Below are 12,292 nucleotides of genomic sequence, written 5' to 3'. Positions count from 1 at the left end.
TTCTCCCATGACCTCTCGCACTTCCCCCGCCCGGCCGCCCGGCAGGCGTCGCCGTTCGAAAGGAGCCGCCCACGCCGGGCCCGCCCGTACGGCATCGCTCGCCGCAGGACTCGCCGCGCTCGCCGTACTGACCGCCGTCGGCCTCGCCGTGACGGAGCTCGGCAGCGGCGGAAAGGAGCCCACGGCGAGCGCGCGGCAGACCGCCGCCCCGCGCGCCGATCCGGCCCCGGCCCCGTCCGAAGCGACCGCCTCCCGGAAGACAGCGGAGGCCGGTACGGACGAGGCCGCCACGGACAAGGCCGGTACGGACAAGGCAGGCACAGGCAAGACCGGTACGGACAAGACCGGCTCGGACACCGGCATCCCGAAGACCGGTCCCGGCACGTTCAGCGCGGCCGGCGCGGGCGGCGCTCCGGTCGGCGGCGGGCGGATCGTGACGTACTCCGTCTCCGTCGAGGACGGGCTCGACGAGTCCGCCGGGGCCGTCGCCTCGGAGGTGGACAGGATCCTGGCGCACCCGCGCGGCTGGACGGCCGACGGCGCGACCGGTTTCCGGCGGGTCGCGGACGAGGCCGCCGACTTCGTCGTCCAGCTCGCGACGCCGGACACCGTCGACCGGATCTGCGGCGAGTACAACCTGGACACCGGCGGCGAGGTCAACTGCAATGTGGGCCGGCATGTGATGGTGAACCTCAAGCGCTGGCGGCTGGCCACCCCGGCCTACGCCCACGACATACCGTCCTACCGGGCGCTGATCATCAACCATGAGGTCGGCCACTACCTCGGGCACGGCCACGAGACCTGCCCCGGCGCCGAAGAGCCCGCCCCCGCGATGATGCAGCAGATCAAGGGGTTGCACGGGTGTGTCACCAACGCCTGGCCCTACGCGGAGGACGGGGCGCCGATCACCGGCCCTCCCGCTCCGTGACCCGCGGGTCGCGGCCGACCGGGAGCGCCAGTTCGGGACGGTCCCACGGTACGGCGGGCGGGCGCGCGGCCACGGTTCCCGTCCGTACGGCGCCCATGCCCCGGTAGAAACCCTCGGCCGGCGGGTGGGCCACCACCCGTACGGTGTCGAGCCCCGCCTCGCGCGCCCGGTCGGTGAGATGCCCGATGAGCCGGCGCCCGATGCCGAGCCCCTGGGCGTCGTCCGCGACGAACATCAGATCCAGCTCGGGCGGGTCGAGGACGAGCGCGTAGAAGCCGAGCACCCGCCCGTCGTCGCCGGTGGCCACATGGACCTCATGAGTCTCGATGTAGTCCTGGCCCACCCGGTATCCGGCGACCACCGAGGCGTAGGGGCCTCGGTAGGCGTGGGAGCCCCTGACCAGCCTGGTGAGCCGCTTGGCGTCCCCGGCGGTCGCCCGTCTGATCGCCACGGCCGCGCCGCGTGCCCCGCCTCTCGGCCGCGTAATCCTCGATCCCATACGGAGAGTATTACGCATCGCGAGGGGGGCTCGGACGCGATACGAACACGGGGGCGCCCCGACCCTCGTACGGGCCATCGTGGGGCTGCCCACCGCGTGGGGTCCACGGGCGGCGGGCAGGGTCCCGGCAGGGTGGGCGCGGGCCGGTCCGCCGCACCGTGCCCGGGGACGCGCAGCGCCTGCCAGAGGTCGGGACCACCCGGTGCTCTCTTTCTTTGCCAACAGGATATTGGCATGCACCTGTCGACCGGTCAGCATGGAGAGGAATCCGGCTACGCGCGTCAATTCCCCCCACGGCAAACGGATTTCGGGAGACCATCATGGAAGCCCACGACCCCACCCCGTCCCGGCGCTCGCTGCTCAGATCCGGTGCGTATCTGGGCGCCGCCGCCCTCGGACTCACCACCGCGAGCGCCGCTTCGGTCGCTTCGGCGGCCGAGGCGGCCGGTCCGGCGGGCCGCCGCGCCGCCGTCGCCTATCCGACGACCCACTGGATCCCGGCCAGCGCCTCCAACTACACCGTCGCCTCGCGCCCGACGCAGTACTCCGTCGACTTCGTCGTGATCCATGTGACGCAGGAGACCTTCCCGGACGCGAGGGACATCTTCCAGAACCCGGCCAAGAAGGTGTCGGCGCACTACATGGTGGCCTCGGCCGACGGGTACATCGGGCAGTTCGTACGGGAGAAGGACGTCGCCTGGCACGCCGGCAACTGGGACTACAACACCCGCAGCATCGGTATCGAGCACGAGGGGTGGGTGGACCGCCCGGCCTACTTCACCGACGCGCTGTACGCCTCGTCCGCCGCGCTCACCGCCGCCGTCTGCGACCGGTACGGCATCCCCAAGACACGGGCGCACATCATCGCGCACAGCGAGGTGCCCGGGGCCACGCACACGGACCCCGGGAAGTACTGGGACTGGGCCCGCTACATCGATCTCGTCAACGGCTGACTCCCCCGCCCCGCCCGGCCGGTGACACGGCGGGGCGGGACGGAAGCGTCAGTGCGGGCCCGCTCAGCCGTGGTCGACCGTCAGCGGGCCGAAGGCGATCCGGGTCCGCGATCCGTCGTCGCTCCACCGGACCTCGACGGTCCCCCCGTCGACGCTCACCCCGCTCACCGCATCGGTCGGCGGGGCCGCGCCGGACTCCGCCGTCAGCGTGGCGAGGGCGGCGAACAGCAGCGTGCCCTCGGCCGGCGCGGTCAGTTCGGGCACCACCGCCCAGCGGGTGAACGCCGTTCCCTGCGGGGCCCGTCGCTCCCCCGGCTCCGCCTCCCAGCCGTACAGCCCGTGCAGGGCGGACCGTACCTCCTCGTCGGGGCCTGTCGCCCAGCCGGTCTGCCGGACCCGCGCGCCCGGCGGGGCGTTCACCACGCGGTGCACCCGCAGTTCGTACCGTCCCCGGGCCACCGTGACGCTCTCCACCCGCAGCCCCGGCACCATGGGCGCGCCCGAGGGGAAGACCGGACGGTGCCAGGAGGCCGCCCAGCCCCAGCCCTCGCCGCCGCCGGCGCCCAGCGGGTGGATCCGGCGACGGCCGGCGACCCGGCCCGCGACCTCCACCGCCATCTGGTTGTCCGCGACGTTGGCCGCGGCGGTGGGGCCGGTCCTGGTCGAGTAGGAGTGCCGGCTGTAGTGCGGATCGTCGGCCACGCCCGCCTCGCCCTCGTGCGGGCGCAGATGGTCGCTGCCGTGGTTGTGCAGCCGTACGATCCCGTCCGCGCCGGTCGACTGGACCAGCAGACCCGGTACGGGCAGGGCCAGCACCCGGTCGGGGCCCTCGCTCGGCGCGGGCTCCTCCGGCGCGGTCCACAGCGGGTGGTCCTCGGGGGCGAGGAGCGAGACGAACGCCTTGGACGCCCAGTACGGCGAGGCGGGGCCCGAGTAGTGCTGGAGCGTCGCCTCGTGCGGGCCGTGCCAGCCGAGGCTCAGCAGCCCGTCGTCGCCGGTCGCGCCCCGGTCCAGGAAGTACCGCAGCGCGCCGCTCACCAGCCGTCGCGACACCCCGGGCGCCAGCGGGGTGTGTCCGGTGACGGCGCCGAGACCGACGGCCGCGCCCGCCGCGAACCGGTAGGCGAGCGAGCGGCCGAAGTACATCGGCGCGCCGTCCGCGCCGAAGAGCAGGGAGAAGCCGTCGAGATGGGCGCGCAGCCGGGCGCCGTGATGCGCCAGCTGCGCGGAGTCGCCCGCGAGATGGGCGTCGAGCATCGGATAGAGGTGCAGGGCCCAGCCGTTGTAGTGGTCGAAGGCGCGGCTGTCGCCGTCGGCGTACCAGCCCTCGCCCTGGTACCACCCCTCCAGCAGGGCGAGCGCCCGCTCCCTGGCGCGCGCCGTCTCGGCGTCGCCGCGGCCGACGGACTCCAGGAACCCGGCCACCGAGTACGGGAAGAGGTACCAGTTGTTGGGCGCGGGGGTATGGCGCAGGGAGCCGCGCAGCCACTCCTCGGCGCGGTCCTGGACGGCGGGGTCCAGCCGGTCCCAGAGCCAGGGCGCGGTCAGCCGCAGCCCGAGGGCTACGGACGCGGACTCGACCATGGGCTGGCCCTGTATGTGGTGGTCGAGGATGAGCGGCCAGGACTCGGTGTCGTCCCGCCCGGGGGTACGGGTCCCCGCCGCGAGCCCGTCCGCGTACCGGTCGAGCCAGCCGTGCGGGTCCTTGCCGCCCGCGCCCGCGACCCGGAAGGCGGCCGCCAGGAACGTACGGGCGTAGCCTTCGAGGCCGTCGGAGCGCACCCCGGAGCCCGAGGGCCGGCCCGGCAGGTCGAGCAGGGCGCTGCCGGGGGTGGCCCAGCGCCAGGCGGCCTGGAGCAGTCCGTCGGCGGTGGCCTCCCAGTGGGCCCTGGTGTATCCGGTGAGCGGGCTCAGCGCCCGGTCGTCGGCGGGAAGGGGGAAGGCGGGTCCGCCGGGGGCGGGGGTGCCGTGGGTGGGGGTCATGCGAGGAATGCCAGCCTTTCGCGTCGTACGGGGTGATCGAAGCCGTCGCCCGCCGCCCAGCGGGTGACCTCGCCGACGGCCAGGTCGGCGAGCCGGCGCAGCTCATTGCCCTGCGAGCCCGCGAGATGCGGGGTGATGAGCGCGTTCTCGCAGGTCCAGAGGGGATGTTCGGGTGGCAGGACCTCGGGGTCCGTGACGTCGAGAACGGCCCGGACCCGCCCGGCGCGCAGGACATCGGTGAGGGCGTCCTGGTCGACGACGGCGCCGCGCGAGGTGTTGATGAGCACGCTGTCGGGGCGCATGGAGGTGAGGAGTTCACGGCTGACGAGGCCGCGGGTGGCGGGCAGCAGCGGGGTGTGGACGCTGACCACGTCGCCGTGTGCGAAGAGTTCGCCGAGTCCGACGGGGTGCGCGCCGAGCGCGGTCGCCTCCGCGTCGGAGACGTACGGGTCGTGCAGCAGGATCCGCAGATCGTACGGGCGGAGCAGTTCGATCACCCGGCGGCCGATCAGCGAGGCGGAGAGGATCCCCACCGTACGGCCGTAGTTGCCGGTGCCGGTGGAGATCCGGAGCCAGTCGCCGCGCTCATGGGTGGCGCGCAGGGCGCGGGCGCGTTCCAGGACCCGCTTGCCGGAGAGCAGGATCATCGCGACGGTGTACTCGGCGACGGGCAGGGCGTTGGCCGCGGCGGCCGAGGAGACCTCGATGCCGCGTTCCCAGCACGCCTCGGTGACATGGCCGCGGATGGTACCGGCGGTGTGGACGACGGCGCGCAGCCGGGGCGCAGCCGCGAGGACCGCCTCGTCCAGCGGCGGGCAGCCCCAGCCGGTGACGAGGAGTTCCACGTCGGCGAGGGTGGCGCGGGCCCGCTCGGTGGTGAGGTCGTCGAGGACGGGCGGCGGCGTCAGCGCGCACACCGCGCCGAGGGCGGCCAGGCTCTCCGGGTCGAGGACGGCCGCCGCGGCCCGCGGTGACATGGCGAGCGCGGCGCGCGGACGGGGGCGTGCGGTCGGGGTGGGGGGCATCTCTCTCCTGGTAGGGGTGGCACAGGATCGGCGGTCCTGCCTGGCCGGGCGGCCGTTCCCGTGGCGGCTACTTGACGGAGCCCGCGGTGAGGCCGGACTTCCAGAAGCGCTGGAGCAGGGTGAAGGCGAGGATCAGCGGCAGCACGGCGAGGAGCGAGCCGATGATCACCGCGGGGTAGTACTCCGGGGAGACGGAGGCGGAGCTGTTCCAGGTGTAGAGGCCGAGGCTCACCGGATACAGGTCCTGGTCCGAGAGCATCACCATGGGGAGGAAGAAGTTGTTCCAGATGGCGGTGAGCTGGAAGAGGAAGACGGTGACGAGGCCGGGGCCGAGCATCCGCAGGGCGACCCGTACATAGGTGGTGAGTTCGCCCGCGCCGTCGACCCGCGCCGCTTCGAGCACTTCGTCCGGTACGTACCCCTGGCTGAAGATCCGGCCGAGGTAGACGCCGAAGGGGTTGAAGAGCACGGGGATGAAGACGGCCCAGAAGGTGTTCACCAGGCCGGTCTTCGAGGCCATCAGGTAGAGCGGCAGCGCGAGGACGGTCTGCGGGACCATCACGGCGGCGAGGACCAGCCCGAACAGCTTCTCCTTGTGGGGGAAGCGGTACTTGTCGAAGGCGTAGCCGCAGGCGATGGAGATCAGGGCGCCGAGCGCGGCGCCGAGGACCGCGTACAGCAGGCTGTTGCCGTACCACCGCGTGTACAGGCCGCCGTCCATGGCGAACAGGTCCTTCAGGTTCTGCACGAAGGAGAAGTTGCCGGCACCGAGCAGATCGCTGCGGAAGAGGGCGTCGCGGTCCTTGCCGGCGGCGAGCACCAGCCAGAGCACCGGCAGCAGGGTGTAGAGCACGGAGATGCCGACGACGAGGTTGACGACGGCACGGCCGAGGAGGGGCGGGCGCGGCGGACCGCCGCGGGTGACGGCGGGTGGCGGGGTGCGCGGGGCGGTGCTCGTCACGCTCATCGGGTTGCCTCCTCCGGTGCGTTGACGCGATTGGTCCAGCGGGTGACGCCGTAGGAGAGGGCGACGGTGAAGACGAGCAGGACGACGGAGGACGCGGCGGCCAGGCTGTAGTTGTTACGGGTGAACGCCGCGTCGTAGATGTACATGCTGGGCGAGAAGCGCGAGCTGATCATCTGGGTGGACTGGCTGAGCAGCATCGGTTCGGTGAAGAGCTGGAGGGCGAAGATGAGGGTGAACATGGCCACCATCACGATCGAGGAGCGCACCAGCGGCGTCTTGACCTGGAGGGCGGTACGGACCGGTCCTGCGCCGTCGACGACGGCCGCCTCGATGACCTCGCGCGGTACGGCCTGGAGCGCGGCGTAGAAGACCACCATGTTGTAGCCCAGGTTGCTCCACAGCGCGATGTTGACGATGGACGGCAGCACGGTGTGGACGCCGAGGAAGTCGATGGTGATGTCGGCCTTGCCGAAGAGTTCGATGATCGGGCTGATGCCGGGGGTGTAGAGGTAGAGCCAGATGAGGGCGGCGATGATGCCGGGCACGGCGTGCGGCAGGAAGAGTCCGAGCTGCGCCCAGGAACGCAGGCGTACCACTCCGGAGTCGAGCAGCAGGGCCAGCGCGAGGGCGCCGATCACCATCAGCGGGATGTAGATCACGCAGTACAGGACGACGGTGCCGAGGCCGCCGAGGAAGGTCGGGTCGGTCAGGACGGCGGCGTAGCTGCGCAGTCCGACGAAGACGGTGCGTTCGGGGCCGAAGCCGAGGCCGGGCTGGTCGTCGCTGAAGAAGCTCAGCCAGACGGCGGTGCCGACGGGGATCAGGAAGACCGTGACAAGGAGGGCGAAGAACGGGGTCATCAGGACACCGCACGCGCCGAGTACACGGCGCCTGGCCGATTTCCGGGCGGAGCGGGCGGTGGCCGCGGGGCCGCCTGGGGCGCCTGGGGCGCCGCTCGCGGCGGACCGTGGCGCGGTGCCGGTGGCCGGGGGCGTGGTGAGGGAGCTGGAGCCGGGATCGGTCATGGGGGTGGTCATGAGGTGTCACCTGCCTCTCTGCTGCTGGGACGGGACGGGTGGGGGCGTTCGCCGGTCGGCGGGCAGGCGCTCAGGTGCTGTGCTCGGTGGTGGCGAGGCCCAGGGCCTTCAGGTCGGGCATGGTGCCTTCCTGTGCCGCGCGCACCGCCGAGATCAGGGAGCCCTGTCCCCCGCTCGCCCGGGCGAACCCGTCCTGCATGACCCGCTGGGTGGCGCTGGACCGGGGACCCCAGACCCAGCCGCCGCGGATCGTGTGTGCCTGCTGCTCGAAGAGGGTGTAGATGTCCTGGCCGCCGTAGTAGTCGCGGTCGAACGCCGCCCGGCCGACGGCGACGAGCCCGGGCGCCGCCGGGTACTGGCTGCTGGCACCGCTGGAGAGCCGGGCGCGGAGCGCGTCGGGGTGGGAGATCTGCCACTCGATGAACTCCATGGCGGCCTCCGGGTGGCGGCTGCCGCTGGTGACCGCGAAGGTGGAGCCGCCGTGGGTGCCGACGGCGGGCCGGCCGGTGTCCCACTGCGGGAGCGGGGCGATCGCCCACTGGCCCTTCTGTCCGGGGCGCGCCTTCATCTGCGCGCCGGCGTCCCAGGCTCCGGTGAGCCGGGTGAGGACGAGGCCGTCTGCGATCTGGGCGTCGGCCTGGCGGCTGTTGACGGCGTTCATGAAGACGAGGTCGTCGTCGATCAGCCGCTGCCAGTACGCGGCGACGCGGCGGGTCGGCTCGTCGGCGAGCGAGAGGTTCCAGGCGCCGCCCGCGGTGTCGAACCACTGGGCGCCGGCCTGCCAGGAGTACGCGGCGAACTGGGTGAAGCCGTCCGTGGGGAAGAGGACGAGGCGGCGGTCCCCGGCCTTGCGGCGCACGGTCCTGGCGAGGGACTCGAACTCCTCCCAGGTGCGGGGGACGTCGAGTCCGTACCGCTCGAAGAGGTCGACGCGGTAGTGCATCACCATCGGCTCGATGTCGAGGGGCAGGCTGAAGATCCGCTTCTCGAAGGTGGTCAGCCCCAGCGCCTGGGGCAGCAGCTTCGCCCGCAGCCGGTCGCTGACCAGACCGGTGATGTCCCGGGCGACGCCGTCGATGGCGAAGCCGGGGACCTGTGGGTATTCGAGCGTGGCGATGTCCGGGGCGTTGCCGGCGCGGGCCGCGTTGCTGAGTTTCGCGTAACCGCCGGAGTCCCCTCCGGGGATCTGCTGGAAGTCGACCTGGATGGTGTCATGGGTCTTGTTGAAGGCGTCCACGACCTCCTGGCTGCCGCGCAGCGCGGACCAGAAGGTGAGGTGCGTGGCTTTTCCGCTGGTGGTGCTCGCGCTGCCCGATCGGGTGTCCGCGCCACCCCCGGAGCAGGCGCCCAGGGCGCCCGTCAGGGGCAGCGCGGCGATCGTGGCCAGCACGGATCGACGGCTCTGTCGACCAGGCATGGGGGCCTCCCGCGGCTCCGGTTCGAGACACGGGGAATCCTGATCGGCTGATCACAATTGGTCAATAGATCGCTCAGAAGAAAGTTGAAACGGTCAAACGCTCACTTCTGTACGGGGATCGGCGCCGGGACCCGTACAGCGCCCGCGCCCGGGGGCGGCGGGTCCGCCGGGCCGTGGGCCGGGGCGTCCGCCGGGCGCGCGGTGGAGCCGCGTACCTTCAGCTCCGGCAGCAGCTCGATCCGGCGTACGGGGCCGGCCGCGCCCCCCGGCCGGGAGAGCCGGTGCACGAGCAGTTCGGCCGCCGCCCGGCCGACCTCGGCCTTCGGCGGGGCCACCGCGGTCAGCGGGGTGGAGCCCAGCGCGGCGAGCACATCGTCGTACGCGACGACGGAGCAGTCCTGCGGCACCCGTACGCCCTGCTCCGCGAGGCTCTGGACCAGCATCAGCGCGTCCACGTCGCCGTGCAGCAGCGCCGCGGTGGCGCCGCGTTCGCGCAGCAGCCCCGCGAGGTCCAGCGGGGTGCGGTCACGCGGCGGCGCCTCCGCCCCCGGGGAGCCGGGTACGGGGGCCGGCACCGCGTCGGGCGAGGAGAGCGCGACCGACCAGTCCGCCACCTCAGGCCGGGCGGCGGCTATCTCCGTGAAGGCCGCGCGGATACTGCGCGCGGTGGGGCTGTCGTCGCGGGCGGCCAGCACGATACGGCGGTGGCCGAGGCCGATGAGATGGTCGACGGCCAGGTGCACCCCGTACCAGTGGTCGGAACAGACCATGTCCAGGGCGTGCAGCGCGCTGCCGGGCCGGGGCCGCCGCTCCATCAGGACGGTCGGCACGCCCACCCCCGCGAGCCAGCCGTGGTCCGCCTCCTCGGTGTCCGCGCCGCGCCACCTCGGGGCGATCAGCAGCCCCCGCGCCCCGTCCGCCAGCGCCCGTTCCACCAGCGGCCGTTCGGCGCCGGGGGCCTGCGGGGCGACGTGCAGGGCGACCCGGAACCCGGCCTCCTCCAGCACCGGTCTGGCGCCGTACGCCGCCTCGTACAGGTACGAGTGGCGCTCCGGCACCACCAGGGCGACCGCGCCGCCCTCGGCGGGCTGCTCGGACCGGCGTGCCGCCGGGGCGGTCACCGCCGTCTCGACGGGCCGTACCGCGCGCGCCACGCCGTGGGCGCGCCGCAGCCGGCCGGCCCGGGTCAGCTCCTCGACGTCGCGCCGCACCGTGACCACAGAGACCTCCAGCTCGGTGGCGAGCACGCTCACCTTGACCGCGCCGCGCGACTCCACCGCCGCGAGGATCCGTTGCCGTCTGAGTTCGACCGGCTCCCGCATGTCCGCCTGCCCCCTTGCCGTACCGCCGCCGTACCCCGCGCCTGTTCGTTTGACTGCTTCGAATGAGCGCTTGGGGCCGCAGCATAGCGACAGTCGTCCGCCGGCGTGGACCGGCGGGAAGGATCAGACGGTGCTCTCCTCCTCCAGCGCGTCGGTGTGGCGGCGCAGTACGGTGCGGGCCTCGGCCAGTTCCGCGGCGGAGGCGGCGGTGACGGGGAAACCGTCGGGGAGCGCGGCGAGCACCGCCGTGTGGACGGCGGCCCGGCGGGCGTAGCGGCGGGACGACGGGAGGCGGAAGAGCGCCGCGACCAGACGGTCGGCGGCCTCGGTGTCATGGACCGCGTCCCAGGCGGCGCGCTCGGGCCCGGCCTCGGTGAGCGGGGCCGGCGGGGTGCGGCGCAGCTCCTCGGTGGCGGCCTCGTCGAGCGCGGGGCGGCCGTCGGGTCCGGTGGTGACGACGACGCCGTACGAGAGCGCCGCGGCCCGCTCGGTGACCAGCCCGCGCCGGAGGTCGGCGAGCACGGCCCGCGGGTCGCGGGTCCAGGGGGCTCCGTAACCGCCCGCTCCCGAGGTGCGCAGGGTGACGGTGTCGCCGCGGCTCAGGGCCACCATGTCGATCTTGGTGTAGCGGCGTTCGCCGGGCAGGCCCTCGTTGATGACGAGTTCGGCGGGGGCGCCGGGGCCGCCGCCCGCGGTGCCCCAGGGGCGGAAGCGCATCCGCTCCAGACCGCGGGCGAGCAGCCTGCTGTCGTCGCCGAGGACGCGGAAGACGAGTTCGAGGCCGCAGCCGCCGCGCCAGCGGCCGGGGCCGCCGGAGTCGGGGCGCAGCGCGTAGCGGACGATCTCCGCGCCGATCTCGGTCTCGACGGTCTCGACGGGGTTGTTGGCGAGGTTGGAGATGCCGCTGTCGCGGCCGTCGACGCCGTCCGCGCCGTCGCGGGCGCCGGTGCCGCCCACCATGGGTTCGAGGACCTGGACGTTCTGTCCGCCGCCGGGCGCGTTCTCGGCGACGACGACGGGGACGACGAGGCCGCTGCTGGCGGCGGGCATCACCTCGGGCGCGGCGAGGCCGAGCGCCCCGCCGAGCGCGTCGTTGACGCGGGAGGCGGTGGCGTGCCGGATGCCGACGGCGGCGGGCGGCCGGGCGTTGACGACGGAGCCCTCGGGGGCGGTGACGGTCACGGGCCTGATCAGTCCGCCGTTGAGCGGGATGCCCGGGTCGAGCGTACAGATCAGGGCGAGGACGCGGGTGGTGATCCAGGCGTGCGCGCGGCCGTGGCTGGCGATGTTGAACGCGGCGTCGACCTGGGGGTCGGTGCCGGTGAAGTCGAGGTGCAGGGCGCCCCGGTCGAGCGTGGCGGTCACGGAGATCCGGACGGGCACCGGGGAGACCGCGTCGTCGTCGAGGTAGTCGGTGAACCGGTAGGTGCCGTCCCGCAGGGTGGCCAGCGCGGCGGTGGCCTTGTCGGCGGTGTGCTCGACAAGGTCGGTGTGGGCGGCGGCGACATCGGCGGCGCCGTGCTGCGCGACGACCCGCGCCAGCCGCTCGCGGCCGGTGCGCAGAGCGGCGAGCATGGCGCGCAGGTCGCCGTCGTTGGCCTCGGGGGTACGGCTGTTGGCCTTCAGGAGGGCGGTGATGTCGCGGCTGGGCTCACCGGCCCGCAGGAGCTTGACCGGCGGTATGCGCAGGCCCTCCTGGTAGATCTCGTGGTTGGTGGGGGCCAGGCTGCTGGGGACGCGTCCGCCGATGTCGGAGCAGTGGATGAACGCCCACCCGTAGCCGATGACCTCGCCGTCGTGGAAGTACGGCTCGATGAGCTGGATGTCGGTGAGATGGGTGGCCAGACCGCCGGAGGTGTACGGGTCGTTGGTGACGATGACGTCACCGGGTTCCAGCGGGCCCACGTGGTCGACGGCCGTACGGACGTCGAGTCCGACGAAGCCGGAGACGCCGATGCCGCGCGGGTAGGCGGTGAAGGCGCCGTCGGGTCCGGCGAGCGCGCAGCAGAAGTCGGCGGTCTCCTTGACGTACAGGGAGCGGCTGGTGCGCTGGAGGGTGAGGCACATCTCCTCGGTGAGGGCGCCGAGTTTGTTGCCGATGATCTCCAGGGTGACCGGGTCGAGCTTCATGGTCGGATGCGTCCTTGCCTTGCCGTGACGT

General features: G+C 73.2%; 10 protein-coding genes. 2 read left to right on the top strand and 8 right to left on the bottom strand.

Annotated elements, in window-relative coordinates:
- Positions 1-7 precede the first annotated feature (7 nt).
- Positions 8-928, top strand: coding sequence for a DUF3152 domain-containing protein (locus tag ACIQ7D_RS19305; RefSeq protein WP_403939020.1), 921 nt, complete (start codon positions 8-10; stop codon positions 926-928).
- Here the strand turns inward: ACIQ7D_RS19305 and ACIQ7D_RS19300 are convergent.
- Positions 906-1,427 (bottom strand): GNAT family N-acetyltransferase, encoded by a 522-nt coding sequence (locus ACIQ7D_RS19300; protein ID WP_403939018.1) that lies wholly within the window; start codon positions 1,425-1,427, stop codon positions 906-908. The two genes, ACIQ7D_RS19305 and ACIQ7D_RS19300, sit on opposite strands and share 23 nt — an antisense overlap.
- 320 nt (positions 1,428-1,747) lie before the next feature.
- On the opposite strand from ACIQ7D_RS19300, the gene ACIQ7D_RS19295 reads away from it, so the two are divergent.
- Complete coding sequence (locus tag ACIQ7D_RS19295) at positions 1,748-2,380, top strand: N-acetylmuramoyl-L-alanine amidase (RefSeq protein ID WP_403939015.1); 633 nt, start codon at positions 1,748-1,750, stop codon at positions 2,378-2,380.
- Positions 2,381-2,443: 63 nt separating this feature from the next.
- Here ACIQ7D_RS19295 and ACIQ7D_RS19290 read toward each other — a convergent pair whose 3' ends face one another.
- The 7 genes from ACIQ7D_RS19290 to ACIQ7D_RS19260 all read right to left on the bottom strand — a co-directional run bounded on the left by ACIQ7D_RS19290 (position 2,444) and on the right by ACIQ7D_RS19260 (position 12,261).
- The gene (locus tag ACIQ7D_RS19290) at positions 2,444-4,363 is read right to left on the bottom strand and encodes a DUF2264 domain-containing protein (RefSeq protein ID WP_403939012.1); all 1,920 of its coding nucleotides are present in this window, start codon (positions 4,361-4,363) and stop codon (positions 2,444-2,446) included.
- Complete coding sequence (locus tag ACIQ7D_RS19285; RefSeq protein WP_403939009.1) at positions 4,360-5,388, bottom strand: hydroxyacid dehydrogenase; 1,029 nt, start codon at positions 5,386-5,388, stop codon at positions 4,360-4,362. The genes ACIQ7D_RS19290 and ACIQ7D_RS19285 overlap by 4 nt, the downstream gene beginning before the upstream one ends.
- A 67-nt stretch (positions 5,389-5,455) precedes the next feature.
- Positions 5,456-6,355: a carbohydrate ABC transporter permease gene (locus ACIQ7D_RS19280; RefSeq protein ID WP_403939006.1), complete on the bottom strand. Its 900-nt coding sequence runs from the start codon at positions 6,353-6,355 to the stop codon at positions 5,456-5,458.
- Positions 6,352-7,392: a carbohydrate ABC transporter permease gene (locus tag ACIQ7D_RS19275; RefSeq protein ID WP_403939003.1), complete on the bottom strand. Its 1,041-nt coding sequence runs from the start codon at positions 7,390-7,392 to the stop codon at positions 6,352-6,354. The genes ACIQ7D_RS19280 and ACIQ7D_RS19275 overlap by 4 nt, the downstream gene beginning before the upstream one ends.
- Before the next feature lie 70 nt (positions 7,393-7,462).
- Positions 7,463-8,809, bottom strand: coding sequence for an ABC transporter substrate-binding protein (locus ACIQ7D_RS19270; protein WP_403939000.1), 1,347 nt, complete (start codon positions 8,807-8,809; stop codon positions 7,463-7,465).
- A gap of 101 nt (positions 8,810-8,910) precedes the next feature.
- Complete coding sequence (locus ACIQ7D_RS19265; protein WP_403938997.1) at positions 8,911-10,131, bottom strand: substrate-binding domain-containing protein; 1,221 nt, start codon at positions 10,129-10,131, stop codon at positions 8,911-8,913.
- Between the two features lie 123 nt (positions 10,132-10,254).
- Positions 10,255-12,261, bottom strand: coding sequence for a hydantoinase B/oxoprolinase family protein (locus ACIQ7D_RS19260; RefSeq protein WP_403938994.1), 2,007 nt, complete (start codon positions 12,259-12,261; stop codon positions 10,255-10,257).
- Positions 12,262-12,292: the final 31 nt, after the last annotated feature.

The sequence above is a fragment of the Streptomyces sp. NPDC096310 genome (assembly GCF_044763125.1).
Lineage (GTDB): Bacteria > Actinomycetota > Actinomycetes > Streptomycetales > Streptomycetaceae > Streptomyces.
This window is presented reverse-complemented; position numbering and strand designations above follow the sequence as displayed.

What these genes read in the sequence shown, in the direction of transcription:
- ACIQ7D_RS19305 (WP_403939020.1), top strand. Translation starts at nt 8, where the DNA reads ATGACCTCTCGCACTTCCCCCGCCCGGCCGCCCGGCAGGCGTCGCCGT.
- ACIQ7D_RS19300 (WP_403939018.1), bottom strand. Translation starts at nt 1,427, where the DNA reads ATGGGATCGAGGATTACGCGGCCGAGAGGCGGGGCACGCGGCGCGGCC.
- ACIQ7D_RS19295 (WP_403939015.1), top strand. Translation starts at nt 1,748, where the DNA reads ATGGAAGCCCACGACCCCACCCCGTCCCGGCGCTCGCTGCTCAGATCC.
- ACIQ7D_RS19290 (WP_403939012.1), bottom strand. Translation starts at nt 4,363, where the DNA reads ATGACCCCCACCCACGGCACCCCCGCCCCCGGCGGACCCGCCTTCCCC.
- ACIQ7D_RS19285 (WP_403939009.1), bottom strand. Translation starts at nt 5,388, where the DNA reads ATGCCCCCCACCCCGACCGCACGCCCCCGTCCGCGCGCCGCGCTCGCC.
- ACIQ7D_RS19280 (WP_403939006.1), bottom strand. Translation starts at nt 6,355, where the DNA reads ATGAGCGTGACGAGCACCGCCCCGCGCACCCCGCCACCCGCCGTCACC.
- ACIQ7D_RS19275 (WP_403939003.1), bottom strand. Translation starts at nt 7,392, where the DNA reads ATGACCACCCCCATGACCGATCCCGGCTCCAGCTCCCTCACCACGCCC.
- ACIQ7D_RS19270 (WP_403939000.1), bottom strand. Translation starts at nt 8,809, where the DNA reads ATGCCTGGTCGACAGAGCCGTCGATCCGTGCTGGCCACGATCGCCGCG.
- ACIQ7D_RS19265 (WP_403938997.1), bottom strand. Translation starts at nt 10,131, where the DNA reads ATGCGGGAGCCGGTCGAACTCAGACGGCAACGGATCCTCGCGGCGGTG.
- ACIQ7D_RS19260 (WP_403938994.1), bottom strand. Translation starts at nt 12,261, where the DNA reads ATGAAGCTCGACCCGGTCACCCTGGAGATCATCGGCAACAAACTCGGC.